The 26,010-nt window shown below is 69.4% G+C and carries 25 protein-coding genes and 1 pseudogene; 11 read left to right on the top strand and 15 right to left on the bottom strand.

All coding sequences use genetic code 11. From position 1 onward, the window contains the following. Positions 1–96: 96 nt before the first annotated feature. A complete protein-coding gene (locus AC3A6X_RS12725; protein ID WP_487842514.1) occupies positions 97–1,005 on the top strand; it encodes a helix-turn-helix transcriptional regulator in 909 nt (302 codons plus the stop codon). 22 nt (positions 1,006–1,027) lie between these two features. Here AC3A6X_RS12725 and AC3A6X_RS12720 read toward each other — a convergent pair whose 3' ends face one another. Continuing rightward, positions 1,028–1,261 (bottom strand): hypothetical protein, encoded by a 234-nt coding sequence (locus AC3A6X_RS12720; RefSeq protein ID WP_487842513.1) that lies wholly within the window; start codon positions 1,259–1,261, stop codon positions 1,028–1,030. Between the two features lie 104 nt (positions 1,262–1,365). Between AC3A6X_RS12720 and AC3A6X_RS12715 the strand changes: the two genes are divergently transcribed. Together AC3A6X_RS12715 and AC3A6X_RS12710 are read left to right on the top strand one after the other, a co-directional pair. Then, the gene (locus AC3A6X_RS12715) at positions 1,366–1,560 is read left to right on the top strand and encodes a DUF2905 domain-containing protein (RefSeq protein WP_086924150.1); all 195 of its coding nucleotides are present in this window, start codon (positions 1,366–1,368) and stop codon (positions 1,558–1,560) included. 4 nt (positions 1,561–1,564) lie between these two features. Then, entirely contained in the window at positions 1,565–2,491 is a 927-nt protein-coding gene (locus AC3A6X_RS12710) for an ROK family protein (protein WP_487842512.1), read from the top strand. On the opposite strand, the gene AC3A6X_RS12705 is transcribed toward AC3A6X_RS12710, so the two are convergent. Further along, entirely contained in the window at positions 2,488–3,255 is a 768-nt protein-coding gene (locus AC3A6X_RS12705; RefSeq protein WP_487842511.1) for an SDR family NAD(P)-dependent oxidoreductase, read from the bottom strand. The genes AC3A6X_RS12710 and AC3A6X_RS12705 overlap by 4 nt on opposite strands. Before the next feature lie 124 nt (positions 3,256–3,379). On the opposite strand from AC3A6X_RS12705, the gene AC3A6X_RS12700 reads away from it, so the two are divergent. Continuing rightward, positions 3,380–4,276, top strand: coding sequence for a LysR family transcriptional regulator (locus AC3A6X_RS12700; protein ID WP_487842510.1), 897 nt, complete (start codon positions 3,380–3,382; stop codon positions 4,274–4,276). Positions 4,277–4,283: 7 nt separating this feature from the next. Here the strand turns inward: AC3A6X_RS12700 and AC3A6X_RS12695 are convergent. Next, a pseudogene (locus AC3A6X_RS12695) lies at positions 4,284–5,723 on the bottom strand (aminotransferase-like domain-containing protein); the annotation flags it as partial. Positions 5,724–5,898: 175 nt separating this feature from the next. On the opposite strand from AC3A6X_RS12695, the gene AC3A6X_RS12690 reads away from it, so the two are divergent. Further along, positions 5,899–6,216, top strand: coding sequence for a hypothetical protein (locus AC3A6X_RS12690; RefSeq protein WP_487842509.1), 318 nt, complete (start codon positions 5,899–5,901; stop codon positions 6,214–6,216). Here AC3A6X_RS12690 and otsA read toward each other — a convergent pair. The 7 genes from otsA to AC3A6X_RS12655 form a co-directional block, all read right to left on the bottom strand. After that, positions 6,213–7,598: an alpha,alpha-trehalose-phosphate synthase (UDP-forming) gene (gene otsA, locus AC3A6X_RS12685; protein WP_487842508.1), complete on the bottom strand. Its 1,386-nt coding sequence runs from the start codon at positions 7,596–7,598 to the stop codon at positions 6,213–6,215. The genes AC3A6X_RS12690 and otsA overlap by 4 nt on opposite strands. A gap of 22 nt (positions 7,599–7,620) precedes the next feature. Further along, positions 7,621–9,564: a glycoside hydrolase family 15 protein gene (locus tag AC3A6X_RS12680; RefSeq protein ID WP_487842507.1), complete on the bottom strand. Its 1,944-nt coding sequence runs from the start codon at positions 9,562–9,564 to the stop codon at positions 7,621–7,623. Beyond that, a complete protein-coding gene (gene otsB, locus AC3A6X_RS12675) occupies positions 9,561–10,322 on the bottom strand; it encodes a trehalose-phosphatase (protein ID WP_487842506.1) in 762 nt (253 codons plus the stop codon). The genes AC3A6X_RS12680 and otsB overlap by 4 nt, the downstream gene beginning before the upstream one ends. A 49-nt stretch (positions 10,323–10,371) precedes the next feature. Beyond that, positions 10,372–11,649, bottom strand: coding sequence for a multifunctional CCA addition/repair protein (locus AC3A6X_RS12670; RefSeq protein WP_487842505.1), 1,278 nt, complete (start codon positions 11,647–11,649; stop codon positions 10,372–10,374). Between the two features lie 42 nt (positions 11,650–11,691). After that, positions 11,692–12,375: a glutathione S-transferase family protein gene (locus AC3A6X_RS12665; protein ID WP_487842504.1), complete on the bottom strand. Its 684-nt coding sequence runs from the start codon at positions 12,373–12,375 to the stop codon at positions 11,692–11,694. 90 nt (positions 12,376–12,465) lie between these two features. Then, positions 12,466–13,020 (bottom strand): MgtC/SapB family protein, encoded by a 555-nt coding sequence (locus AC3A6X_RS12660; RefSeq protein WP_487842503.1) that lies wholly within the window; start codon positions 13,018–13,020, stop codon positions 12,466–12,468. After that, positions 13,020–15,041 carry a lytic transglycosylase domain-containing protein gene (locus tag AC3A6X_RS12655; RefSeq protein ID WP_487842502.1) on the bottom strand — a complete coding sequence of 674 codons (2,022 nt, stop codon included), beginning with the start codon at positions 15,039–15,041 and terminating at the stop codon, positions 13,020–13,022. Before AC3A6X_RS12655 ends, AC3A6X_RS12660 begins: the two co-directional genes overlap by 1 nt. 9 nt (positions 15,042–15,050) lie before the next feature. Here AC3A6X_RS12655 and AC3A6X_RS12650 point away from each other — a divergent pair, with 9 nt between their 5' ends. After that, positions 15,051–15,668: a 5-formyltetrahydrofolate cyclo-ligase gene (locus AC3A6X_RS12650; RefSeq protein ID WP_487842501.1), complete on the top strand. Its 618-nt coding sequence runs from the start codon at positions 15,051–15,053 to the stop codon at positions 15,666–15,668. 3 nt (positions 15,669–15,671) lie between these two features. On the opposite strand, the gene AC3A6X_RS12645 is transcribed toward AC3A6X_RS12650, so the two are convergent. After that, positions 15,672–16,655, bottom strand: a complete 984-nt coding sequence (locus AC3A6X_RS12645; protein ID WP_487842500.1) for a LysR substrate-binding domain-containing protein — start codon at positions 16,653–16,655, stop codon at positions 15,672–15,674. A gap of 150 nt (positions 16,656–16,805) precedes the next feature. Here AC3A6X_RS12645 and AC3A6X_RS12640 point away from each other — a divergent pair, with 150 nt between their 5' ends. Beyond that, positions 16,806–17,141: a DUF2917 domain-containing protein gene (locus tag AC3A6X_RS12640; RefSeq protein ID WP_487842499.1), complete on the top strand. Its 336-nt coding sequence runs from the start codon at positions 16,806–16,808 to the stop codon at positions 17,139–17,141. Positions 17,142–17,148: 7 nt separating this feature from the next. On the opposite strand, the gene AC3A6X_RS12635 is transcribed toward AC3A6X_RS12640, so the two are convergent. Then, positions 17,149–17,538, bottom strand: a complete 390-nt coding sequence (locus tag AC3A6X_RS12635; RefSeq protein ID WP_487842498.1) for a BLUF domain-containing protein — start codon at positions 17,536–17,538, stop codon at positions 17,149–17,151. 157 nt (positions 17,539–17,695) lie between these two features. On the opposite strand from AC3A6X_RS12635, the gene AC3A6X_RS12630 reads away from it, so the two are divergent. Then, complete coding sequence (locus AC3A6X_RS12630) at positions 17,696–18,397, top strand: Crp/Fnr family transcriptional regulator (protein WP_487842868.1); 702 nt, start codon at positions 17,696–17,698, stop codon at positions 18,395–18,397. A 118-nt stretch (positions 18,398–18,515) separates the two neighbouring features. Next, the gene (locus tag AC3A6X_RS12625) at positions 18,516–19,817 is read left to right on the top strand and encodes a lipopolysaccharide biosynthesis protein (RefSeq protein ID WP_487842497.1); all 1,302 of its coding nucleotides are present in this window, start codon (positions 18,516–18,518) and stop codon (positions 19,815–19,817) included. Here AC3A6X_RS12625 and AC3A6X_RS12620 read toward each other — a convergent pair. Further along, entirely contained in the window at positions 19,802–20,734 is a 933-nt protein-coding gene (locus AC3A6X_RS12620) for a glycosyltransferase family protein (protein WP_487842496.1), read from the bottom strand. The genes AC3A6X_RS12625 and AC3A6X_RS12620 overlap by 16 nt on opposite strands. Before the next feature lie 78 nt (positions 20,735–20,812). After that, complete coding sequence (locus AC3A6X_RS12615) at positions 20,813–21,697, bottom strand: DUF6279 family lipoprotein (RefSeq protein WP_487842495.1); 885 nt, start codon at positions 21,695–21,697, stop codon at positions 20,813–20,815. Between AC3A6X_RS12615 and glmU the strand changes: the two genes are divergently transcribed. After that, positions 21,696–23,129: a bifunctional UDP-N-acetylglucosamine diphosphorylase/glucosamine-1-phosphate N-acetyltransferase GlmU gene (glmU, locus tag AC3A6X_RS12610; protein ID WP_487842494.1), complete on the top strand. Its 1,434-nt coding sequence runs from the start codon at positions 21,696–21,698 to the stop codon at positions 23,127–23,129. The genes AC3A6X_RS12615 and glmU overlap by 2 nt on opposite strands. Before the next feature lie 155 nt (positions 23,130–23,284). On the opposite strand, the gene AC3A6X_RS12605 is transcribed toward glmU, so the two are convergent. Continuing rightward, a complete protein-coding gene (locus AC3A6X_RS12605) occupies positions 23,285–23,764 on the bottom strand; it encodes an Lrp/AsnC family transcriptional regulator (protein ID WP_487842493.1) in 480 nt (159 codons plus the stop codon). Positions 23,765–23,900: 136 nt separating this feature from the next. Between AC3A6X_RS12605 and glmS the strand changes: the two genes are divergently transcribed. After that, entirely contained in the window at positions 23,901–25,781 is a 1,881-nt protein-coding gene (gene glmS, locus AC3A6X_RS12600) for a glutamine--fructose-6-phosphate transaminase (isomerizing) (RefSeq protein WP_487842492.1), read from the top strand. Positions 25,782–26,010 lie beyond the last annotated feature (229 nt).

The following is a 26,010-nucleotide window of genomic DNA, read 5'->3' as shown; positions in this document are numbered from 1 at the left end:
TCGGGGGTGGCCCGGACGGGACAAAGGCCCCGGGACGGCCGGCGCCGCGCACCGAACAATAGAAGCTCCCCTTCATGTTTTTCGTGGGAGGCTCCGATGTCCGTCTACGCGATCCACGCCGCGCCCGCCAAGCGCTTCCATGTTGCGCATGCCTGCGCCGCCGCCGCCCTGCCGACACGGCATGTGGCCTCGCTGGGCCTCGTCGACGTCGAGGCCCTCGGGGGCGGCGTACACCGGGGGCTGCCGCATGAGCTCTTCATGGTCACGGCCTATTGCGACGAGCGGCTGGACTGCCGCAGCGCCGGCGACGGCGGCGCGCTGCGCGTGATGGTCTCGGCGCTGCGCACGCAGGCCGTGAACTTCCAGACGCAGGGCCGGGGCCAGCTGGCGATCGCCATGCTGACGCCGCTGGGCCTGCTGCGCGCCTTCGGCCGGCCCTGGGACCGCCTGTGCAACGAGCGCCTGCCGCTGCGCGAGATCGTCCCGGCATGGCAGGAGGCGATGCTGCACGGCGCACTGGTCGATGCCCCGTCCGGGCCCGAGCGCTGCGCGGTCTTCGGGCGCTGGCTCGAGACCCGCATCGGCGAGCGCCGCCCGCTGGGCTGGCAGGCCGAGCGTGTGGCGGCGGCGGCGATGTCGCTGCTCGAGGCGCCGGAGCTGTCGGTCGACGAACTGGCCGGCCAGCATCGCGTGAGCCGGCGCCAGCTGGAGCGCGACTTCCGCCACTGGCTGGGCGTGGCGCCGGCCGGCTACGCGCGGCTGGTGCGTTTCCAGCGCGCGGCCTGCGCGATCGCCGAGGGGACGCCGCTGGCCCATGTGGCGGCGGAGCAGGGCTATGCCGACCAGGCCCACATGACACGTGCCTTCTCCGAGACGGCCGGCGTCACGCCGCGCCAGCTGCGCGAGGGCGGCGGTCCCGCGGCTGCCCTGCGCTCGGTCTTTGCGCAGCGGATGATCATGCTCCCCGCGGCCGGCGAGGCCGAAGCCCTGCGGCTGGCGGCCTGAGAGGCTGCGCGCCGCACGGGGCTCAAAGGGCCCCGGCGCGCGGCGCGCCTGCGCTTCTTTCGACCGGCGTGGCCGCTTGCCGATCCAGCGGCTCGCGCGCAAGCGGCCAGGCGAGCACCTTGCCGCTGTCGCTCCACGCCTCGGCCGCGAGGGCGGCCGAGCGGATGGTGGCCCGCATGTCGCAGGCGGCGATGCCGGCAGCTGCCAGCACCAGCAGCAGGCCGGCCAGGCCGGCGCGAAGCGCCTTGTCGAACATGCTCATCTCCTTGCGTCGGATCGAGTGATCGATGTTCCGCGCAAGGGCCCTTCGGGTCTTGCAGTTTTGCGACACCTTGCGGGTCCGAGCGCTAGACTCGCCGCATGATTCGCTGGCTGATCGTCGTCGTGCTCGCGCTGCTCCTGATGAGCGGCCTGACGCAATGGCTGCGGCGCTTCGGCTTCGGGCGCCTGCCCGGCGACTTCGAGTTCCGCGCCTTCGGGCGCGAGTGGCAGCTGCCGATCGGAAGCACCGTCGTGCTCAGCCTGATCGCGGCCCTGATTGCACGATGGATCTAACCCCATGAGAGCCTGCGTCGATATCGGCGGCACCAAGGTGGCCGTGAGCCTGTCGGCCGACAGCACCTCGCCGCTGATCGGCCGCCGCACCGAACCCACCGCCAAGACCGGCAACAACGACGCCGTGGCGCTGCAGATCCTGCGGCTCGTCGACGAGATCTGTGCCGAGCAGGGCATCGATTCCGCCTCGATCGATCGCGTGGGCGTCTCTACGGCCGGCCCCTTCGTGCTGCGGGACGGCCTGGTCGAGCTGGCCACGCCCAACATCTGCGGCGGCATCGCGGGCCCGGCGCGCGGCCTGCCCAACGACTGGATGACGGCCATCGTCGAGGCGCCGCTCAAACAGCGCTTCCGCCATGTCCGGGTCGAGAACGACGCCGTGGCTGCCCTCGAGGCCGAGCGCACCTGGGGCGCGCTGCAGGGCACGGACCACTGTGCCTACGTCACCTGGAGCACCGGCGTCGGCGTCGGCCTGTGCGTGGACGGCCGCATCCTGCACGGCAAGAACGGCAATGCGGGCCATGCGGGCCACAGCTTCGTGTCCGACGACGACAGCCATGCGCTGTGCGGCTGCGGCAACGTCGGCGATGTCGAGGCCCTGGCCGCAGGCAACGCGATCGCCCGCCGCTTCGGCCGGCCGCCGCCGGAACTGTTCGCCGCCGCCGTGGCCGGCGAGCCGAAGGCGCTGGCCACCACCGAGGCGGCGTGCCGGGTGATGGGCCGCATGCTCTTCAACCTGATCGCCACGCTCGACCTCGAGCGCATCAGCCTGGGCGGCAGCGTGTTCTGGCACAACCGCGATTTCCTGCTGCCGCGCCTGCAGGCCGAGGTCGAGGGCAAGCTGGTGCCGCTGACACGCGGCGCGGTGCTGGTGCCTGCGGGCTTGGGCGACAAGGTCGGCGACTTTGCCGCGCTTGCGCTGCTCGATTAAAGGAACATCCCGCCCGAGACCTCGATGCGCTGCCCGGTGATCCAGCGGTTCTCCGGCTGCAGCAGCGAAGAGATCGCCCCGCCGATGTCGTCCGGCAGCCCTGCCCGCCCCAGCGCCGTCTGGGAGGCGACGAAGCTGTTGACCTGCGCGTTGTCGCGCGTCAGCCCGCCGCCGAAGTCGGTCTCGATCGCGCCCGGCGCCACCACGTTCACCGTGATGCCGCGCGCGCCCAGCTCCTTGGCCTGGTAGCGCGTCAGCACCTCGATGCCGCCCTTCATCGCTGCGTAGGCGGCATAGCCCGGCAGCGCGAAGCGCGCGAGGCCGGTCGACACGTTGAGGATGCGCCCGCCGTCGGCGATCAGCGGCAGCAGCTTCTGCGTGAGGAAGAAGGGCCCCTTGAGCTGGATGTTCATCAGCTGGTCGAACTGCTCCTCGCTGGTCTCCTCGAAGCTCGCGCGCAGGCCGATGCCGGCGTTGTTGACCAGGTGGTCGAAGCGCTCGCGCTGCCAGTGCTGCGCCAGCGCGGCCTTCACCTGTGCGGCGAAGTCCGCGAAGCCCCGGCTGTCGCCGACGTCGAGGGGCAGCGCCACGGCGCGCCGGCCCAAGGCCTCGATCTGCCGGACGACCTGCTGGGCCTCTTCGGCGGCGCTGCGGTAGGTCAGCACGATGTCGACGCCGCGCTCGGCGAGCTTCAGCGCGGTGTTCTTGCCCAGGCCGCGGCTGCCGCCGGTGATCAGGGCGATGGGGGTGGTGCTGGTGGTCATGTCGCTTCCTTTGAAAGACAGTGGGTGGGTGGAGTGGACTTTAGGGAAGAACAATGAACCGATAAACTGCCAGAAAAAGAGAGGACTGTTCAGGTGAGGAGAACAATCAAGCGCCACACCACCGATGGACCTCGACACGCTTCGCATCTTTGCCAAGGTGGCCGAACTGGCCAGCTTCACCCGCGCCGCCGACCAGCTCGGCCATCCCAAGGCGCGCGTCTCCACCGCCGTGCAGCAGCTGGAGGCGCAACTCGGCACCCGGCTGCTGCACCGAACCACCCGCAGCGTGCGCCTGACGCAGGACGGCGAGCAGTTCCTGGAACGCTGCAAGGAACTGCTGGCGGACGCGGAGGACCTGCAGTCCATGTTCCAGCAGGCGCCCAGCGCCCTGCGCGGGCGGCTGCGCGTCGACCTGCCGGTGGGCATCGCGCGCAGCATCGTGATCCCGCGCCTGCCCGAGTTCTTCGCCGTCCATCCGCAGCTGGCGCTGGAGCTCAGCACCACCGACCGGCTGGTGGACCCGGTGCACGAGGGCTTCGATTGCGTGCTGCGCATCGGTGCGCTGCGCGAGTCGGGGCTGGTGGCGCGTCCGCTGGGGCGGCTGCGACTCATCAACTGCGCCAGCCCCGGCTACCTGCGCGCGCACGGTGTTCCGCGGACGCTGGAGGACCTGGCGGGGCATCGGCTGGTCCACTACTCGCCCACGCTCGGCGGGCAGCCGCCGGGGTGGGAGTACCACGACGGCGAGCGCTACCGCTTCCAGCCCATGGGCGGGCAGATCACGGTGAACAGCTCGGAGGCCTACGAAGCCGCCTGCCTCGCGGGCCTGGGCCTGATCCAGGCGCCGGTGCTGGGCCTGCGGCCGCTGATCGAGCAGGGGCTGCTGGAGGAGGTCATGCCGCAGGCGACGGGTGAGCCGATGCCGGTGACGCTGCTTTATCCGCACCGGCGGAACCTGTCCAAGCGGGTGCAGGGCGTGCTGGACTGGCTGGCGCAGACGCTGGGGCCCTTGCTGCACTAGCGGCGCCTGCGCGGCACAGATCGGTGGCGATGGCGCCCAGCCGTCGCAGCGCCCCATCCACCGCCTCGCCATAGGGCCAGCCGCAGTTGATGCGCAGGTAGTGGTCGAAGCGCGAGGAGTTCGAGAACAGCGTGCCGGGCGCCACCACGATGCGCTCGGCAAGGGCCGTCTCGAAGACCCGCCACGAGGACAGCCGTTCGGGCAGCTCGACCCACAGCTGCAGTCCGCCGGGCGGCAGGTTGATGCGCGTGCCCGTCGGAAAGAAGCCGGCGATCGCATCGGCGGTCTGCTCGCGCTGCGTCTTCAGGCATTGGCGCAGGTGGCGCAGATGGCGCTCGTAGCCGCCGGTGGCCATGAACTCGCCGGCCGCGGCCTGCGAGAGCGCTTCGTTGTTGCGGGTCTGCGCGAACTTGAGCATTTCCACCCGCGCCTGCCAGCGCCCGGCCGTCATCCAGCCCAGCCGCAGGCCGGGCGCGAGGATCTTGTGCAGCGAGGCGCAGTGAATCACGTTGCCCGATGCGTCGAAGGACTTGAGCGCGCGCGGCGGCATCGGCGCGTCGACCAGCTCGCTGTAGGTGTCGTCCTCGATCAGCGGGATCGCATGCTGCTCGCACAGCTGCGCGAGCCGCGCCTTGTGGGTGTCGGGCATCACGCTGCCCAGCGGGTTCTGCAGGTGCGGCACCACCACCACGGCCTTGATGTTGTCGTAGGTGCGAATGGCGAGGTCCAGGGCCTCGATCGACAGGCCGGTCTGGGGGCTGGTCGGGATCTCCAGCGCCTGCAGCCCCAGGCTTTCGAGCACCTGCAGCAGGCCGTAGAAGGTGGGCGACTCCACCGCGACCGTGTCGCCCGGCTGCGCGACCGCGCGCAGCGCGAGGTTCAGCGCCTCGATGCAGCCGTTGGTCACCAGGATGTCCTCCGGCGAGAGCGTCATGCCCACGCGCAGGCTGCGCTGCGCGAGCACCTCGCGAAACTGGCGATGGCCCTTGAGCGGCGCAGCCACCGCCAGCATCTCGGGGCGGTGGCGCAGCGCGCGCGTCATGGCGTTGCGCAGCGCCTCGGCGGGGTAGAGCTCCGGCGCGCCGCGCGCGATGGAGAGGTCGAGCTTGTCGGGCACCTGCCGGCGGCGCGCCACGAAGTCCGACACTTTGGCGTGGATGCCCACGTACTGCGCCGGGTCGGGCGCCCGGTCGGCCGCGGGCTCGTCCATGGGCGCCATCGAGAGGCGCCGCGGCCGGCGCACGAAGTAGCCCGAGCGCTCGCGCGCCTCGACCCAGCCTTCGCTTTCCATCGAGCGGCACAGCTGCAGCGCGGTCGACAGGCTGATGCCGTGCTGCCGCATCAGGTGGCGCAGCGAGGGCAGCTTGTCGCCCGGCTTGAGCGAGCCCGCGCGGATCGCGTCGAGGTAGTGCGCGGCCAGCTGGCGGTAGAGCGGGGTGGAGTCCATGGGGCGATCCTCCGGGAAGGACGGGGGCCGCAACAGATGCAGATGGCGGCGAAAACCACCATAACAGACGCCGCGCGGGGTGGGCTGTTCTGCCTTCGAACATCCCTGGTTGTGCCTGTTTTTCGAGCGGCCCGCTGCCTACGATTTCAGCACCCACTCCACACCGAGGTCCGTCATGAAATCCACCGATTTTTCTTCTCCCACCCGCCTCCAGCCGGGCCAGTCGCTGCGCCTCGCCCTCGATGCCGGCGCGGCTCTGATGGTGCTGGAAGGAAACGTGCGCGTGGTCTCGCCGCCGTCATGGTTCGGTGAGACCGCGTTCACCGTGAAGAACGACTACCAGGAGGGCGAGGTCTACGTCGCCGAGCGCGGCGGCTGGGTCGAGGTCGAGGCGCTCACGCCGGCGCTGATCCGGGGCCTGCCGCAGCCGGCGCCGGTCACGGCGCTACGCCCTTCGCCCGTGGCGCGGCTGCTGCGTCTGCTGCTCGCCTAACGCACGCTCTCCGCCTCGCGCAGCGCCTCGAGGAAGGTGCGCCGCCACCAGTGCACGTCCTGCGCGCGGATGTGCGACAGCAGCATCTGATGGCGCTCGCGCCGCTCCTCCAGCGGCATCTGCAGCGCCTGCTGCACCGTTTCGGCGGTGCCGTGGGTGTCGTAGGGGTTGACCAGCAAGGCTTCCTTCAGCTGCTCGGCCGCGCCGGCGAAACGCGACAGCACCAGCACGCCCGGATCGGCAGGGTCCTGGGCTGCGATGTATTCCTTGGCCACCAGGTTCATGCCGTCGCGCAGGGGCGTCACCAACCCGACCGCTGCCGCGCGACACAGGCCCGGCACGCGCTTGCGCGCCACCATGCGGTGGATGTAGCGCACCGGCATCCAGTCGAGCTCGCCGTAGTCGCCGTTGATGGCACCGCACAGCGACTCGAGCTCGCGCCGGATGTCGGCGTAGGCATCCACCGTCTCGCGGGTGGGCGAGGCGATCTGGATCAGCGTCGCGCTGCGGCGGTTCTCGGGGTAGTTGGCGAGCAGTTCGCGGAAGGAACGCACCCGGTTCGGGATGCCCTTGGAATAGTCCAGCCGGTCGATGCCCAGCAGCAGGCGCCGGCTGGAGTATTCGCGCCGCATGGTCTCGAACATGTCGCGCGATTCCTTGGCGTGCGTGAGCGCCGCGAACTCGTCGACGTCGATGCCGATCGGGAAGGCGCCGCAGCGCACCGTCTGGCCATAGGCGCGGTACAGGTCGCGGCCCACGAACTCGCCGTTGGCCTCGTTGCGCACGTATTGCTCGAAGTGCTGCACGTCCTGCCGGGCCTGGAAGCCGATCAGGTCGTAGGCGAACAGCGAGCGCATCAGCCACTCGTGCTGCGGGATCGCCGCCATGATGATGTGCGGCGGCAGCGGGATGTGCAGGAAGAAGCCGATGCGCTGGCGGCAGCCTATGGCGCGCAGCTCGGCCGCCAGCGGGATCAGGTGGTAGTCGTGGATCCAGATGATGTCGTCCGGCTTCAGGAGCGGCAGCAGCTTGCGCGCGAACAGCTGGTTCACGCGCCGGTAGCCGCCGATGAAGCCGGCATCGAAGTTCGCCAGGTCCAGCCGGTCGTGGAACACCGGCCACAGCACGTCGTTGCTGTAGCCCAGGTAGTAGCTGTCGTGGTCCTCGCGGCTCAGGTCGATGGTGGCGAGCGTGACCTTGCCGGCCTGCTGGATGCGCAGCTCGCCTTCGCCGGTGGGCCCGTCCTCGACGATGTTGCCGCTCCACCCGAACCAGAGGCCGCCGGTCTGCTGCAGGCTCTCGCCCAGGGCGACGGCCAGGCCGCCGGCAGCCGGCTTGCGGGGGTCGGCGACGCGATTGGAAATGACGACAAGACGACTCATGAGCTCCTTGTTCTTCTCGCGCTCAGATGCACGAGTCCCACGGCGCCGACAAACGCACCGCCGCGTTGATGATCCCCACCATCGAATAGGTCTGCGGGAAGTTGCCCCACATCTCGCCCGTGACCGGATGGGTGTCTTCCGAGAGCAGGCCCAGCGGGTTGCGCGCGGCCAGCATGGTCTCGAAGATCTGGCGCGCCTCGGCCTTGCGGCCGATCTTGGCCAGCGCGTCGATGCGCCAGAAGGTGCAGATGTTGAAGGCGGTCTCGGGCTTGCCGAAGTCGTCGGCCGCCTCGTAGCGACGCATGTAGGGGCCGTCGCACAGCGACTTCTCCATCGCGTCGACGGTGGAGATGAAGCGCGGGTCGCGCGCGTCGATCAGGCCGACTTCGGTCATCAGCAGGATGCTGGCGTCGAGCTCGTGGCCGCCGAAGCTCTCGGCGAAGGCCTGGCGCTCCTCGCACCAGGACTTGGCGAGGATCTCCTCGCGCATGCGCGAGGAGTGGCCGTGCCAGTAGGCCGCGCGCTCCGGCAGCCCCAGCGCGCGCGCCACCTTGGCGAGCCGGTCGCAGGCGGCCCAGCTCATCAGCGCCGAGCTGGTGTGGACGCGGGCGCGCGTGCGCAGCTCCCACATGCCGGCGTCGGGCGTGCCGTAGACGCGGATCGCCTGTTCGCCCACCGCCTCCAGGTGCGGGAACTCGGCCACGCCGCCGCGGCTGAGCAGCCGGTGGTCATGGAAGGCCTGCGAAGCGCCCAGCACGATGTTGCCGTAGACGTCGTGCTGGAAATGCTCTTGCGCCTGGTTGCCCACCCGCACCGGGCCCATGCCGCGGTAGCCGCTCAGCCCCTCGACGAAAGACTCGGGCAGCTCGCGCTCCAGGCCGATGCCGTAGAGCGGCTGGATGTGCTTGCCGTGCGAGCCGATCACCACGTTGGCCAGCCAGCGCAGGTAGTCTTCCATGGTGCCGACCTCGGACAGGCTGTTGAGTGCCCGCACCACGAAGAAGGCATCGCGCAGCCAGCAGAAGCGGTAGTCCCAGTTGCGCTGGCTGCCCGGCGCTTCGGGGATGCTGGTGGTCATGGCGGCGACGATGGCGCCCGTGTCCTCGTAGAGGGACATCTTGAGCGTGATCGCCGCGCGGATCACTGCGTCCTGCCACTCGAAGGGGATCGCGAGCCGCTTGCTCCAGGTGCGCCAGTAGGCGATGGTCTCCTGCTCGAAATGACGCGCCGTGTCGGCGATGCCGTCCATCAGCGTCTCGTCGGCGCCGAGCACGAAGTTGTGCTCGCGCGACAGCACGAAGGGCTGCTTCGAGAGCACGTGCGAGACCGGGGCGTCCATGTTGAGGCGCAGCGCGAAGTCCGGGCCCACGTAGCGGATGTGGTTGCTGCCGCGCGTGATCTGCGGCGGCGTGCTGCCCCACTGGAAGCGCGGCACCAGCGAGACGCGGATGCGCGGCGTGCCCTGGATCGGCTTCACCCGGCGCACGATGGTGAGCGGCCGGAAGTAGCGCGAACGGCTGTGGAAGCGCGGCGCAAAGTCCGTGATTTCCAGGCCCTGGCCCGCGCTGTCGAAGAGCTGGGTGCGCAGCACGGCGGTGTTCGGCTCGTACCACTGCTTGCTGGAGGCGAAGTCCTCGATCTCGATGGCCCAGGCGCTCGCGTCCTCGCCCGTGTGCAGCAGGGCATTGAACACAGGCTCGCCGTCGAAGCGCGGCAGGCAGCACCAGACCACGCGGCCGCGCGCGTCGATGAGCGCGCTGAAGGAGCAGTTGCCGATCACGCCGACGTTGAGCGAGGGCTCGGCCGGCGGGCCGAAGCCGCCGCGCGCGGCCGGCTGGGTGGCGGCTTCCGGGTGGGCGGCGGGCTTGTCGCTGGCGCTGGCGGCGCCGGCGATCGAGTCGCCGGCCCGGCTTTCCTGCTCCTGTTCTTCCTCCGTCGTCGTCACCTCTTGGGGGTTTTTCGTCATGCGGGTTTTCCTTTGGATTCGGATGGCGATTGGGCCAGCACTTTGCGTGCCTCGACCAGCCATTCGAACACGGCGAGCGGGGAATCCAGCCGGTGCAGCGCCAGGCTGGGGCCCGATCCGACCTTGATCGCGACGCCGCCGCGCGGCTGCACGACCGCAAAACCGCTCTCGTCGGTGGTGTCGTCGCCGGCGAAGACCGGCGTGCGGCCGACGAAGGGCGCCTCCCGCATGAAGGCGTCGATCGCGATTCCCTTGTTGATGCCTGAGGGCTTGACCTCGAACACGAACTTGCCGTGCATCAGCTCGAGTTGCGGCTGGTCGGTGATGGTGCGCAGCAGCGCGTCGCGGCACACCGCCTCCAACTGGGGCGCGAGCCGGTAGTGCAGGGCGATGGCCGCATGCTTGCGCTCCACCAGCAGGCCCTCGTAGACGCGGGCCAGCTCGTTGGCCGTGTCCAGCACGTCTGTGAGATCGGGCGGTCGTGCTTCCTGCATCTCCCCTTCCGCACTGCGGCGCTGCACGCCGTGCTCGCCCGCGGCCGGCAGGCGAAGGGGGGCAAGGAAGCGGTCGAGCACGTCGATCTGCCGGCCCGACACCACCGCCAGTGCTCCGCCCAGCAGATCGCGCAGGTCGCTGAGCAGTGGGATCAGTGCGCTGGGCACCTCGATCGCCTCCGGCGTCTCGGCGATCGCCACAAGGGTGCCGTCGAAGTCGAGGAATAGCGCAGCGTCGGGGGTGAGGCGGGGGGGCGTCTGCATGGGGAAAACCATAGCAGACTCGGGCGGCCGAGCACGTCGGCCAAATCCGTCAATCGGTTTTTGTCTCTATGCCGACGGACGGCGGCTGCATGGCGGCGACCGCTGCCACCCTCGCACGCGCGATCGCCTCGCCGATCCGGGGCCCCGTGGCGCCGGCCTGCTGCGCTTCCCGGGCGATCGCTTCGGTCTGCACCGACTGCGCCGCCGCCAGGGCCGCGAGCAGCCGCCCGCGTTCCGGATAGGGCCGCTCCTCCATCCCCAGCCGCCCCCGCGCATCGCACTCGCAGGCCAGCAGCGCCTGCTCGAAGCGCCCCGGCTTGCGAAAGGCGTCGCAGCGTTCGAGCAGCCGCACCAGTGCCTGCGCGCCGAGTGCGGCGCTGCGGTGGATGTTGCCGTGCTCGCGCGCCACCACCTCGGCCAGCTCGCGCAGTTCCACCGGCACGCGCCATCGCTCGCACACCTCGCGCAGCAGGTCCACGCTGCGCTGCTCGTGGCCGATGTGGCGCGGCAGCACCTCGGCCGGCGTGGTGCCCTTGCCAAGGTCGTGGACCAGGCAGGCGAAGCGCACCGGGAGCGGCGCATCCAGGCGGGCCGCCATGTCCAGCACCAGCATCAGGTGCCGGCCGGTGTCGACCTCCGGATGATGGGCCTCGGGCTGCGGTATGCCCCAGAGCCGGTCCACCTCGGGCAGCAGCACGGCGAGCGCGCCGCATTCGCGCAGCAGCTCGAACATGCGCGAGGGCCTGGTTTCCATCAGCCCGCGCGCGAGCTCCTGCCAGACGCGCTCGGGCACCAGCGCGTCGGCTTCGCCGGCGGCGACCATCTCGCGCATCAGCGCCAGCGTCTCGGGCGCGATGCTGAAGTCGGCGAAGCGGGCGGCGAAGCGCGCGACGCGCAGGATGCGCACCGGGTCCTCGCGGAAGGCGTCGGTCACGTGGCGCAGCACCTTGTGCTGCAGGTCTTGCCGGCCGTGGAAGGGATCGACCAGGTGGGCGAGGTCGGGCGAGGGGCCGGCCCGGTCGGCGGGCAGCGCGATGGCATTGACCGTGAGGTCGCGCCGCGCGAGGTCCTGCTCCAGCGTGACCTCCGGCGAGGCATGGACGACGAAGCCGCGGTAGCCGGGCGCGCTCTTGCGCTCGGTGCGCGCCAGGGCGTATTCCTCGCGCGTCTCGGGGTGCAGGAAGACGGGGAAGTCGCGGCCCACCGGCAGGTAGCCCTGCGCGGTCATCTCCTCGGGCGTGGCGCCGACCACCACCCAGTCGCGATCGCTGCCGGGCCGGCCCAGCAGGGCATCGCGGATGGCGCCGCCGACGAGGTAGGTTTGCATGCGCCGCAGTTTAGGTGCTGGGCGTCATGCAGGGGCGCGGTCTCAGCCTTCGATGCGGTACGGCTCGTCCACGACCACGAAGCGCTTCTCGACCAGTGCCTCGTCGATCCAGGCCTTGACGCCGGGCAACTGCTGCACGCGCTCGATGTAGGCCGTGATCTGGGCGGGCACGGGCAGGCCGAAGGTCTTGATGCGAACGCCCACCGGCGCGAAGTACGCATCCGCGATGCCGAATGCGCCGAAGAGCATCGGCCCGCCGTGGGCCTCCAGCAGGCCGCTCCACATCTGCACGATGCGCGCGAGCTCGGCGCGCACCTGCGGCTGGTCGCGCAGGATGATCTTGCCCTGCACGCGCAGGTCGGCCTCGATGTTCATGCCGCAGTGGTTGCGCAGGGCGCCGAAGCCCGCGTGCATCTCGGCGCAGACGCTGCGCGCATGGGCTCGCAGAGCCTTGTCGCGCGGCCAGAGGTTCTTGTCGGGGTGGGTCTCGGCGAGGTATTCGCAGATCGCCAGCGTGTCGTACACGACGATCTCGCCGTCGACCAGCACGGGCACCCGCCCGGCGGGGTTGAGGGCCTCGATGGTCTTCTTGAAGTGCGAGTCGGCATCGAGGGAATCGAAGGGCACCATCACCTCCTCGAAGGCAATGCCGGTTTGCTTCATCAGCACCCACGGGCGCATCGACCAGGACGAGTAATTCTTGTTGGCGATATAGAGCTTGAGCATCGAGACCTCCGGGGGTTCTTGAACGGAAAGCCTGCGATGCTAGCGTCCGGCCGTCGCCTGATTGATGCCGAAGGCGCGCGGGATTGATGCTCAGCGCTTGGTCGTGTCGTCGTCGCTGCCGGGCACGATCACGCGCTTGCCGTTGCCATCGGACGGCGGACCGACGACGCGCTCGATGGCCTTCACCACATGCGGCACCAGCGAGAGCACGGCCAGCGCCAGCAGCGCACTGAGCACCGCCGTCAGCTCGCGGCCCAGGCCGCAGGCCATGCCGATGGCGGCCGTCATCCACAGGCCGGCCGCGGTGGTGAGGCCCTGCACGTGCTGCTCGTCGCGGCCTTGCTTGAGGATGGTGCCGGCGCAGAGGAAGCCGACGCCCGCCACCAGGCCCTGAATCACGCGGCTCATGTCGGCCGGATCGATGCCGGACTGCTGCGGGACGAGCACGAAAAGGGCGGAGCCCACGGCCACCAGCATGTGCGTGCGCACGCCGGCCGCCTTGCCCTGCTGCTCGCGCTCGAAGCCGAGGGCGAAGCCCAGCACCGAGGCCAGCACCAGGCGAATCAGGATGCGGGTGACCTGGGCGACGTCGTCCACATCCGAGAATTCGGAGGCGAATGTGGCGGCGAACTGGTCCCACCACATCAGGGCAGGTCCTTGTTGGGCTCCGGCTCGGCGGCGTCGCGCGGGCCCACGGTGCCGAGGCGCTCCTTGAGCGATTGCGGCCGGCCGCTGATCAGGGCCGCATAGTTGGTGGTGTTGGCCAGCACCTTCTTGACGTAGTCGCGGGTCTCGTTGAAGGGCACGTTCTCGGCCCAGATCGCGGCCTCCATCACCGGCCCGTTGCGCCAGTTGCGCGGCCGGCCCGGGCCGGCGTTGTAGGCCGCGGCGGCCAGGGCCATGGAGCCGTCGAAGTCGTCGAGCGCCAGCTTGAGGTAGTTGGTGCCGATGGTGATGTTGGTGTCGCGGTCGTTGATCTGGCCGGGCGTGAAGCCGGAGAGGCCGATCTTGCGCGCGGTCCAGCGCGCGGTGGCAGGCATCACCTGCATCAGGCCCGAGGCGCCGACGCCGGAGCGCGCGTCCATGATGAAGCGGCTCTCCTGGCGGATCAGGCCGTAGACGTAAGCGGGGTCGAGGCCGATCTCCTCGCTCTTGGCGACCACCGTCTCGCGGAAGGGCATGGGGAAGCGCTGCTCGACGTCGATCATGCCCTTGGTGCGCTCGCTGGTGTTGATGCAGCGGTCCCAGATCTCGCGCTGGCAGGCGAGGTCGGCGGCGGCCAGCAGCTCGCGGTCGCCCATGCCGCCCTTGTCGTGCAGGTTGGTCGCGTAGTTCCACTCGCGCACGCCCTCGGAGCGCAGGCCAATCTCGATGGCGTAGAGCGCGCGGGTGAGCGCGGGGTTGCTGCGCGCCGCCGCCCGCTCCTCGGGCGTGAGCGGCGCGGGGCGGGTGGGCGCGCTGGCGCGCTGGCCCAGCTCCTCGAGCGCCAGCAGCTCGTAGAAGCCGCGGGTGCCGGCGATGCTCTCGTACAGCGTGCGCGCCTCGGCCCGGCGCTCGTCGCCACCCTGCGCGTGCAGGGCGCGCGCCTTCCAGTACACCCACGTCGGGTCTTCCTGCGTCGATTCGCTCATGCCGGCGATGGCGGCGCGCACTTCCTTCCAGTTGCCGGTGCGCAGGGCGGCGCGGGCCTTCCAGGCCAGCATGTCGTCGGACAGGTCCGCGTTCTTGGTGACGTTGGCGAAGGCGCCGCCGGCCGCCGGCGAGAGCTTCACCGCGTACTGGCGGCCAATCGCGCCCCACACCCAGTTGCGCTCCTCGGGCGAGAGCATCACGCTCCATTTGCTCTCGAGCTGGGAGGCGGCCATGTCCGGGTCGGCAATGACCATCTTGATCAGCGCCAGCACCACCAGCTCGCGCCGCGACTTGCCGGGGGCGATGCCGCGGCCGGCCAGGAACTTCGCCATGCTGGCGTTGAGCTCGTCGAACTGCGGCACCGCATCGGGCGCGGCCAGCAGCACCGCGGCGCGCGCGGCCTGCGGCCGGTTGGCCTCGATCGCGAAGCGCGCCTTCTTCCAGGCGTCGTTGGGCGACATCATCCGTGCCGAGATCATGCGGTCGGCCGCCGTGAGGCAGCCATCGTCGAGCTCGCGCTGGCCGAGCCAATTGCGGCGCACCTCCGCGGCCTGGGCGGCGGTGGGGATGGTCGAGCGCAAGGCGTCGACCAGCACCGCGTAGCAACGCACCTGGGCGTCGTCGTTCATGCGGAAGGCCGGGTGCAGCGTCGCGAAGCCGTCCCAGTCGCGGCGCTGGCCGAGCAGGACGAGCCAGTCGTTGCGCAGGCGGTCCTCCTGGTAGGTGCCGGCATAGCGCGAGAGAAAGTCCTGCACCTCCGAAGCGCTGGCTTCGCCGAGGCGGGCCCTGAGCTCCCAGTAGGCGGCCCAGGGCTCGAGCAGGTGGCCGCGCGCCTGCGGCAACAGGGCGGACAGGCGCGCCTTGTCGCCGCGCTGCGCGGCCTGTTTCATCTGCACGATCACGTCGTCGCTGCCGTTCTGCGCGCGGGCCTGCTGCAGCAGCGCGGTGGCGGCGAAGACGAGCGAAAGAAGGAGAGTGGGGAAGGGGGCGCGCAGACGGCCGCGCGCAGGTGCCAAAATGCTTGCGAACTGCATCGGGGGATTATGGACAAGTCAAAGGGTGCCGACACCTCGGCAACTGCCAACTTTCTCAAGCAACAGCTACGTTCCGCACTGATCGAGCAGCGTCTTGCCATGCCCGACCGCCAGGCGCGCGCCGATCTGCTGCAGCGCGTGATGCGCATCTGGCTGGTGGGCCGGCCCGACACCGTGATCGGCGCCTACTGGCCGATCAAGGGCGAGTTCGATCCGCTGCCCGCGCTGCATCGCTGGAAGGAAGACGGCGAGCTGCAGGGCGAGCCGCAGCGCCGCCGCATCGGCCTGCCGGTGGTCGACAAGGTACACAAGACGCTGACTTTCCACGCCTGGCATCCCGGCTGTCCGATGGAGCCGGACGCCTACGACATCCCCAAGCCGAAGGACACCGAGCTGATCGTGCCCACCCTGCTGTTCGTGCCCTGCCTGGGCTACAGCGCCGGCGGCTTTCGGCTGGGCTATGGCGGCGGCTTCTACGACCGCACGCTGGCGGCGCTGGAGCCGCGGCCCTTCACGGTCGGGCTGGGCTTCACCAACGGCTTCCTCGATGACTTCGAGCCCGAGCCGCACGACCTGCCCTTGGATGCCATCCTGAACGACAACGGCGTGGTCTGGCCGGTGGGCTGAGCTTCAGTCCATCTGATCCACGGTGTCCGGATCGGGCACCTCCCCGATGGTCTCCCGCGTGGTGGCCGCCTGCGCCTCCAGCCAATCGCGAAAGGCCTGGATCTCGGGCCGCTGCGTGCTGCGCGGGCCGACGATCAGCCAGTAGGCCATGGGCGAATCCATGCGGTGCTGCGGCAGCACCTCCACCAGGTCGCCGTTGGCCAGGCTCTCGGCGATCAACGAGCTGCGCGCCAGCACCAGGCCCTGGCCGGTGAGTGCGGCCTGCACCATCTGGTAGGCGTAGTTGAAATAGAGCCAGCGCTTGGGCTGCGTGCGCTGCAGGTCGTTCACCTCGAACCAGCGCCGCCAGGTCAGCCATTCCAGGTGGGTGCGGTGCGCGTCGCCGGCCTCGATCAGGGCGAAGCGCGCGATGTCGGCCGGCGTCTTGATCGGCGGGTTGCTCTTGATCAGCCAGGGGCTGGCCACGGGCGTCAGGTTCTCGCCGAACAGGCGGATCGAGCCGGCCGGCATGCTCTCGCCGGGGCCGTAGCGCAGGGCGATGTCGATGTCCGCGAGGTCCATGTCGAGTGCGGTGTCGGTGGCGTCGATGCGGATGTCGATGTCGGGGTTGTCGCGCTGGAAGGCCTCCAGCCGCGGGATCAGCCACATCGAGGCGAAGGAGGCGAAGGTGGTGAGCGAGACGCTCTTGCGCCCCGCGCTCTGCCGGATCTGCCGCACCGCGCCGTCGATGCGCGGCAGCGCCTGCTGCACCGCCAGCAGCAGCTGGGCGCCCGCGCTGGTGAGCTCGACCGCGCGCGTGTGGCGCAGGAACAGGCCCACGCCCACCTCTTCCTCCAGCGACTGGATCTGCCGGCTGACGGCGGACTGGGTCAGCGCCATCTCCTCGGCCGCGGCGCGAAAGTTCAGGTGCCGGGCCACGGCCTCGAAGGCGCGCAGGTGGCCGGCCGAGATCGGGCGGGAACGCAGATGGGTCTGGGAATGCTGCATGGGCTGAATCCGAGGGGTCCGGATTGATGCGAAAGCGGAATCAGTAGGGTACCGCGTTTTCATTGGACCGCGAACGGGGCAAGGCAGATCATTCATTCCCGAAGCGCGAAATTGCGCTGATGGAGAAACCCCCCTCTTTAGGAGCCTCGTATGTCCGCCGCCTGCACCACCTCCACGTTCCCGTCGTCCCCGGTCCTGGCCCAGCGTCCGGCCAACGTACCGCCGGCCGTTCGCCGCGGTGCATGGCAGCTGGGCGCAGGCGAGGCGACCAGCCTCAAGGCATCCGGCGCGAGCATTCTGCGCGTGCGGCAGGGCCGGGTCTGGGTCACACGCGATGCCACCGACCAATGGGGCAGCGAAGACCTGGTGCTGGCACCGGGCGAGACGTTGCGGGTCGAGGCCGGCGAGCGCATCGTGATGGAGCCGTGGGACAGCCACGGCGCCACCTACAGCTGGGACCTCGCATCGGCCGTCGAGCGGGCTTGAACCTGGATCAGATGTCCAGGCGGGGGCGCAGCGCCATGAAGCGCGCCAGCGCCTCCACCCCGTCGAACTGCTGGACGACGGCGATGTCCTCGCTGTCCTCGACCTGGGCGAGCCCCAGGTCGAAGGCGTGGTAGCGGCGCTGCAAGAGCTCGCCCTCGTACACCACCCGCATCTGCACGTGCCTGGGATCGGCTTCAAGCCGTTCCATCAGTTGCAGCACGTTCCGGCGTGGGCCCTCGAAGTGCTGGCAGAAGCGCATGCCGTCGAAGACCAGCAGCCCTGTGATCCCTTCCCTCGCGTTGCGGGCGCGTGCCTGGGCCACGATCTGGCCCACGACGTCGGTGGGCTGGTTCGGCGCCAGCTGGCTGAAGTAGAGGATCTCGTGCAGTTCTGTCATTCGCTTCGGAATCGAGGGCGCCCGCAGTTTAGGAGCGCCCGGCTGCGCGCGAAATGTGAAAAGACACAGATCGCGCGCCTATAGTCCGAAGGTGACCCTTGACTATCCAGCGCTCAGTCACCCGCCCACCGGTCCCAATCCCTGCGACCGCTGCCTGCTGCGCTGCAACCCCGCCTTCCTTCCCGTCACGATCGACGAACTGCGCATCATCGAATCCTTCCGCACCGGCACGCGCTCCGTCGAGGCGGGCCGGCCGGTGATCGAGGAGGACCGCGCCAGCCCGCTGCTCTACACGATCTATTCCGGCTGGGCCTTCCGCTACAAGACGCTGAGCGACGGGCGGCGCCAGATCCTGGGCTTCCTGCTGCCGGGCGACTTCATCGGCCTGCAGGACGAGTTTGCCGACAGCCACACGCACGGCGTCGAGGCGGTGACTGGCGTCACGCTCTGCGTCTTCGCCCGCGAGCGGCTGTGGGAGCTGTTCCATGCCCAGCCGAAGCTGGGCTACCACATCACCTGGCTCGCGGCGCGCGAGGAGAAGATCGTGGACGACAACCTCGTGACCGCCGGCCGCCGCAACGCGGCCGAGCGGGTGGCGATGCTCTTGATGCATCTCTACCGGCGCGCCGAGCGCCTCGGCATGGCGCGCGAAGGCTGGGTGCAGTTCCCCTTCAACCAGCAGCACATCGCCGATGCGCTGGGCCTGTCGCTGGTGCACACCAACAAGACCTTGAGGCGGCTGCAGCAGCTGCGCCTGTACAAGCTCGATGCCGGCTGGCTGCGCATCCTCGAGCCGCATGCGCTGGAGACGCTGGGCGACTACTTCGAGCGGCCGCTGCAGGCCACGCCGCTGATCTGATCGGTCCGTGAGCTGACCCGCCACGTCCATCGCGTATCGTAGAGGCCTGTCCGCCCGCGCGGACGAAGCCCCGACCCGGCAGCCGCCGGCCAACCCCATTGACCGTCGCCGCTCATCCGTGAAGCTCCTCCCTCGTCTGCGCCAGATCGCCCTGGTCGGCAGCGTCGAAACCTTCGGCGTGGCCATCGGCGGCATCGCCGGCCTGCTGATCGTCAACGTGCTGCCCAAGGACCAGTACGCCGCCTACACCTTCCTGATCGCCTGCATGACCCTGATCCTGGGAATCAGCGACCTGGGTCTGGCCCACTGCACCATGCCGATCGTGGGCCAGCGCGCCAACGAGCAGCCCTGGGTGGTGGGCGTGTGCCACCAGGTCTTCCGCAAGCGCTGGGTGCTGCTGGGGCTGGGGCTGGCCGTCATCGGGCCCTACTGGTTCTACAGCTCGCAGCAGCACGGCTGGTCCGGCGCGCCCTACCTGGCGGGCTCGTTGCTGATGCTGGCGGTGGTGCTGCTCACCCTGCGAGAGCATTACTGCAGCACGGTGCTGCTGATCCTCAGCCAGATCAACACGCTGAACCGCATCGCCTTCTACTCGCACAGCGTGCGCATCATCTTCGTGGGGGCGGTGCTGCTGCTGCCGATCACCTCCTGGTCGATGGTCGGCATCGTGGCCGCGACCGCCGCGGCCAGCTTCGTCAGCGTGATGTTCTACCGCAAGACCTTCCGCACGCAGCAGATCGTGGACGCACACCTCGACGCCGGCGACTCGAAGAAGGTGGATGGCGAGATCCTGCGCATCGCCAAGCCGCTGGTGCTGCCGGGCGTGTTCTACCAGGTGCAGGGCGTGATCACGGTGTTCCTGGTGTCGCTGTTCGGCACCGCCAGCATGCTGGCCGAGGTAGGCGCTTTCGGCCGGCTTGCCATGGTGCTGATGGTGGTGGACCGAGTGACCAACGTGCTGCTGTTCCCCGCCATCGCGCGCGCGCCCATGGGCCCTCGGCTGGGCACGATCGTGGCGCAGGCCCATCTCGCCTATTTCGCGATGGGGGGCGCGGTGCTGCTGACCGCCTTCTTCTTCCCCCAGTACTGGATCCTGCTGCTCGGCAAGCAGTACGAGAGCATGACGCCGCTGGTGTGGATGGTTTTCCTGGCGTCCATCGTGATGAATGCCTCGGGCTTTGCCTTCCGCACCCTGTCGGTGCGCGGGGCGACCGCGGGGCAGACCTACAGCATCGCGGTGACGCTGATCACCCAGGTGCTCTACCTGTGGCTGGTGGGCGTGAGCGACCTGCGCTCGGTGCTGTGGTTCGGCATCGCGACCAGCCTGGCCAACTTCGGCTACCAGTACGCGCTGCTGGCGGTGCGCTGGGTGGAGTGGCGCAAGGACAAACCTGCCGAGGACGCTCAGGCGCGCTTGTAGACCCGCCCGATCGCCGCTGCGATCTTCAGCGCCAGCGTGCTCTTGCGCAGCTCGCCGTCCGAATACACGCGGATCGGGGCGTTGGCGTAGCGCCAGTACCACTTGCTCGCGGCTGACGGCGGCCGCCCGCGCAGGGCCTGGCTGATGAAGCCGCCATGCCAGGGCTTGACCGAGCCGATGGCGTGCGAGAGGTAATAGCCGCCGGGCGCGAAGTCCATCGCCTCGGGGCCCGCGGTGTTCAGGGGCGCCTCGCACACCGTCAGCGCGAAGTTCAGCGCGTCCTGGTCCGTCGAGTGGAAGAGTTCGGCCGAGCCGCCGGCCTTGAGCTGCTTGGCGCCCTTGTTGTAGTCGACCACCAGGTCGCAAAGCCGGCGCCACAGGTCCAGGAACTCGAAGTGCGCGCGCGAGACCGCGATGAAGCCGGCGTTGTAGTAGCGGTCCAGCCCGCGCCGCGGCGTGGCGCCGTGCGGTGCGAAGAAGCGGGCCCACAGCAGGCGCTTGGGATGCCGCGCCGGGAAGCACCAGTTGACGTCCTCGGCCAGCGAGATGCCGTCCTCGGTGAACCAGCCGGTGAGCGACGGCCAGTCGCACTTCACCACGATGTCCGGGTCGATGTAGGCGCAGATGTCGGCCTGCGGGGCGTGCTTTTCCAGCATCTCGCGGATGAAGGTGGGCTTGTAGTAGGTGAAGTGCAGCGGCGTGTCCAACTCCAGCATGCACAGCGTGAGCTGGGGCGCGACCTTCAGCCGGCCGCTGGCGCGGTCGAAGGCCGGCGCGTCGACGATCCAGCCCGGCAGGGCGCCGCGGTAGCCCACCCACAACTCGCCCTGGTAGCCGGCGGCGATCAGCGAGTTCGCCAGCGCCGCCACGCCGTAGTGGTAGTTTTTCTCGAAGAGCGTACAGAGCGTGATGTTCATGGAGGGTGCGGGAGTGTTGCGGCTGAGTGTAAACAAATGTTCTACATGTTCGCGTGACATAGGTCTCGATGATCGCTTTCAGTGAGCGGCGAACAGCTCGCCCAGGTCGCGTTCGTAGGCCTGCAGGCGGCGCACCGCCTGCTCGCGCTGGGCCGCGCTGGTGCTGTTGTGCAGGGCCGCCACATTGCGGCAGCCCTCCTGTTGCAGCGCCTGCTGCCGCTCGCGCCACGGGCCCGGCGGCGGGTCGGCGATGCGCAGGACGTAGGCATGGATGGCCGCGCGCGCCTCGGCCGGCGGCGTCCGCTCGGCCTGGAAGCGGCGCAGCAGTGCCAGCACCTCCTGCTGGCGCCTGCGGCGCTCGGCGTCGAAGGCCTGGGGGTCGAAGCCCGACTGCGCCACCTGCTGCTTGAGCAACTCGCGCTGGGCCGGCTCGAGGCGGCCGTAGAAGTCCTCGTTGCGCTCGACGATGCGCTCGTAGCGCTTCTCCTGCCAGCGCGCAGGGCCGCGCTCCAGCCACTCCTTGCGGTACTCGGCGTTGTTTTTCGCGTACTTGCGTTCGAGCTGCTGCAGCTGGGCCTCGCCCAGGCTCAGGGCCAGCCCGGTACCGGGGCCTTCGGCCTGCACGGCCACCGCGAGCAGCCGCTCGCGGATCTGGTCGGCGAACGCGCAGGCCTGCTGGGGCGTGATGTCCTCGGGCGCCAGCGCTTGGGCCCCTCGCAGCAGTTCGACCAGCTGCGGCAGCTCGTGGCGGCGATGCCAGGCCAGCAGCTCGGCCAGGTCGTCGCGCACCCGTGGGGTCTGGGCGCCGTCGAAATCGAGGTAGCCGTCCAGCCACCAGTAGCTCAGCTCGGGGAGGTTGTTGTAGGCCAGCTTGAGCGTGCTGCAGGCCGCGAGCGCCGCGGCCGCGAGCAGCACGCCGATAATTCGCGCCAGCCTGACCCAACGCATTCGAGAAAGTGGCATGAACAAGACTCCGCAGGACAACCAGGAACCGGTCGATGTCGTCATCATGGCGGCCGGCAAGGGCACGCGCATGAAAAGCAGCCTGCCCAAAGTGTTGCATCGTTTGGGTGGCCGCGCGCTGGTGGCGCACGTCGTCGACGCGGCCGCGCGCATCGGCGCGCGCAAGGTGGTGGTGGTCACCGGCCACGGTGCCACCGATGTCGAGGCCGCGCTCGGCGAGGGTGTGGCGGGTGTGGTCCCGCAATTCGCGCGCCAGGTGCCGCAGCTGGGCACCGGCCACGCAATGCAGCAGGCGGCGCCGCTCCTGCCCGACGACGGCACGGTGGTGGTGCTCTCGGGCGACGTGCCCCTGATCGGCGACGCCACCCTGCGCTCGCTGATCGCGCAGAGCGGCGGCCGCCGGCTCGCGCTGCTCACCATCCGCGTCGAGGACCCGACCGGCTACGGCCGCATCGTGCGCGCGCCCGCCGCCGAGGGCGAAGGCGAGGTGCAGGCGATCGTGGAAGAGAAGGATGCGAGCGAGGCCCAGCGCGCCATCCGCGAGACCTACAGCGGCGTGATGGCGGTGCCCTCGGCGCTGCTCAAGCCCTGGCTGGCGCGGCTGGACAACAAGAACGCCCAGGGCGAGTACTACCTGACCGACGTGGTGGGCCTGGCCACCATCGACGGCGTGCCCGTCGTGGCGCACCGCATCGAGAACCCGCTGGAGGTGGCCGGCGTCAACACGCCGGCGCAGCTGGCGGCGCTCGAGCGCGCCTACCAGCGGCGCCAGGCCGAGGCGCTGATGGCGCAGGGCGTGCGCCTGGCCGACCCGGCGCGCATCGACGTGCGCGGCACCCTGGCCTGCGAGTCGGACGTGGAGATCGACGTCAACTGCGTCTTCGAGGGCGCGGTTTCGCTGGGCGCCGGTGTGCGCGTGGGGGCCAACTGCGTGATCGCCAACGCGCGCATCGAGACCGGCGCGGTGATCCATCCCTTCACCCACATCGACGGCGAGAAGGCCGGCGTGACGGTCGGCGTCGGCGCGCTCGTCGGCCCCTTCGCGCGGCTGCGGCCCGGCGCGCGGCTGGGCGCCGAGGTGCACATCGGCAACTTCGTCGAGGTCAAGAATTCCACGCTGGCCGCCGGCGCCAAGGCCAATCACCTGGCCTACCTGGGCGACGCCAGCGTGGGCGCGCGCGTCAACTACGGCGCCGGCAGCATCACCGCCAACTACGACGGCGCCAACAAGCACCGCACCGTGATCGGCGACGACGTGCACGTGGGCAGCAACTGCGTGCTGGTGGCGCCGATCACCATCGGCGCCGGCGGCACGGTGGGGGGCGGCTCGACCGTGACCAAGAGCACCGAGCCGGGCGTGCTGACCATCGCACGGGGCCGCCAGGCGAGCTACGCGAACTGGAAGCGGCCCCGAAAGGCGCCGAAGGACTAGTGGTCTGCGCCCGAGATCGCTACACATAAAACCGCTCCATTCGCGCCGTGGCATCGTTGCGAATCCTCGCGATACCACTGGGTATCGCTGCGGTTCGCGCCTGGCCACAACGCAAATGGCGCAGTTTTATTTGTGCAGCTATCGGGCGCAGACCACTAGGACGCCGGCGACAGCGGCACGCGTGGATCGAACTTCGCGCGCTTGACGCTGAAGAAGGCCTTCACGTTGCGCACATTGGCATCGGTGGTGAACAGGCGCTGTGCGAGCGCCTGGTAGCCGGGCATGTCGCGCACGGTGGCGATCAGCACGAAGTCCGGGCCGGGCGAGACGCGGTAGCACTGCTGCACCGCCTCGTCGGCGACCACCCGCGCCTCGAAGGCCTCGAGTGACGCGGCATCCTGGCGGTCCAGCGAAATCTCGATCACCGCGGTAAGCAGGGCGCCCACGCGCTCGGGGTCGAGAAGCGCGACCTCGCGCGCGATCCAGCCCGCCTCGCGCAGCCGGCGCACGCGCCGCAGGCAGGTGGCGGGCGACAGGCCGAAGCGCTCGGCCAAAGACTGGTTGCTCTGGGAGGCGTCTTGCTGGAGCGCATCGAGCAGCTGTAGGTCGACGGTATCCATGTCCGCGGATTTCATAACAGCAAGTGTAGTGAAATATTCTTGCTCACGTCTTCCATGATGAAATATGAAAGAAAAATACGGTGAAATTTGACTGCAAATTTCACAACGGCCTGCCTACCATCCTCGGACTTCATCAGCAGGAGCTCATCCCATGTGTGGCATCGTCGGCGCCGTCTCCGGCCGCAACATCGTTCCCATCCTCGTCCAGGGCTTGCAGCGCCTCGAATACCGCGGCTACGACTCCTGCGGCGTGGCCGTGCATGCGGGCGGCCTCGAGCGCGCCCGCACCACCGCCCGGGTGGCTGACTTGCTGGCCCAGGTGCGCGACGACCGCATCGAAGGCAGCACCGGCATCGCCCACACGCGCTGGGCCACGCACGGCGCACCCGCCGTGCACAACGCGCACCCGCACTTCAGCCATGGCCCCGGCGCCGGTGCCGAGTCCACCCGCCCCAGCCGCGTGGCGCTGGTGCACAACGGCATCATCGAAAACCACGAGGCGCTGCGCGCGAAGCTGCAGGCCAAGGGCTATGTCTTCGCGAGCCAGACCGACACCGAGGTCATCGCCCACCTGATCGACAGCCACTACGACGGCGACCTGTTCGAGGCACTGAAGGCCAGCGTGCTGCAGCTGCAGGGCGCCTACGCGATCGCGGCGATCTGCCGCGACGAGCCGCACCGCGTGGTCGGCGCGCGCGCCGGCTCGCCGCTGATCCTCGGCGTGGGGCAGGAGGGCGGCGAGAACTTCCTGGCCAGCGATGCGATGGCGCTGGCCGGCGTGACTGACCAGATCGTCTACCTCGACGAGGGCGACCTGGTCGACATCCAGCCCGGCCGCTACTGGATCGTGGACCGGGCCCACAAGCCCGTCGAGCGGCCCGTGCGCACCGTGCTTGCACACAGCGGCGCCGCCGAACTGGGCCCGTACCGCCACTACATGCAGAAGGAAATCTTCGAGCAGCCGCGCGCCATCGCCGACACGCTGGAGGGCATCGAAGGCATCGTGCCCGAGCTCTTCGACGGCGTCGGCCAGGACGGCACGCCGGGCGCTGCTGCCTGGCGCGTCTTCAAGGAGATCGACAAGGTGCTGATCCTGGCCTGCGGCACCAGCTACTACAGCGGCTGCACCGCCAAGTACTGGCTGGAGGGCATCGCGAAGATCCCGACCCAGGTCGAGATCGCGAGCGAATACCGCTATCGCGACTCCGTGCCCGACCCGAAGACCCTGGTCGTGACCATCAGCCAGTCGGGCGAAACGGCCGACACGCTGGCCGCGCTCAAGCATGCGCGCTCGCTCGGCATGGAGCACACGCTGACCATCTGCAACGTCGCGACCAGCGCGATGGTGCGCGAGTGCAAGCTGGCCTACATCACGCGTGCCGGCGTCGAGATCGGCGTGGCTTCCACCAAGGCTTTCACCACGCAGCTGGCGGGCCTGTTCCTGCTGACGCTCGCACTGGCGCAGGCCAAGGAGCGCCTCGGCGAAGCCGACGAGGCGCGCTATCTGAAGGAGATGCGGCACCTGCCCGTCGCGCTTCAGTCGGTGCTGGCGCTGGAGCCGCAGATCATCAGCTGGGCCGAGGACTTCGCGCGCAAGGAGAACGCGCTCTTCCTCGGCCGCGGGCTGCACTACCCCATTGCGCTGGAGGGCGCGCTCAAGCTCAAGGAAGTGACCTACATCCACGCCGAGGCCTACGCCGCCGGCGAGCTCAAGCACGGCCCGCTGGCGCTGGTGACCAGCGAGATGCCGGTGGTTGCGGTGGCGCCCAACGATGCGCTCCTGGAAAAGCTCAAGAGCAACCTGCAGGAAGTGCGCGCGCGCGGCGGCGTGCTCTACGTGCTGGCCGACGGCGACACCCACATCGAGAGCGGCGAGGATCTGCACGTGATCCGCATGCCCGAGCACTACGGGGCGCTGTCGCCGATGCTGCATGTGGTGCCGCTGCAGCTGCTGGCCTATCACACGGCTTGTGCGCGGGGGACGGATGTGGACAAGCCTCGGAATCTGGCGAAGAGTGTGACGGTGGAGTAGAGGGCGCGCCGGGAGCGCACGCGTGTTCTCACCCAATAAAGTCGTAAACGTGCAAATAGAGTCGCAAACGTGGCAATACAGTCGTAAACACTCCGGATGCACGTGTTCTTTGCCATTAATGTCCGAGACTGTTGGTTGCCACCGAAATTGACCTGGCTATGGAGTGAACCCCATCGACTGGACCACTGCGGAAAGATGAACTGATACGCTGGCTGGGCCTTCATGGAAG

This window comes from Variovorax sp. Soil_C_12, assembly GCF_057657375.1.
The sequence above is the reverse complement of the archived record's forward strand: the minus strand, read 5'-3'. Positions and strand labels throughout refer to the sequence as shown.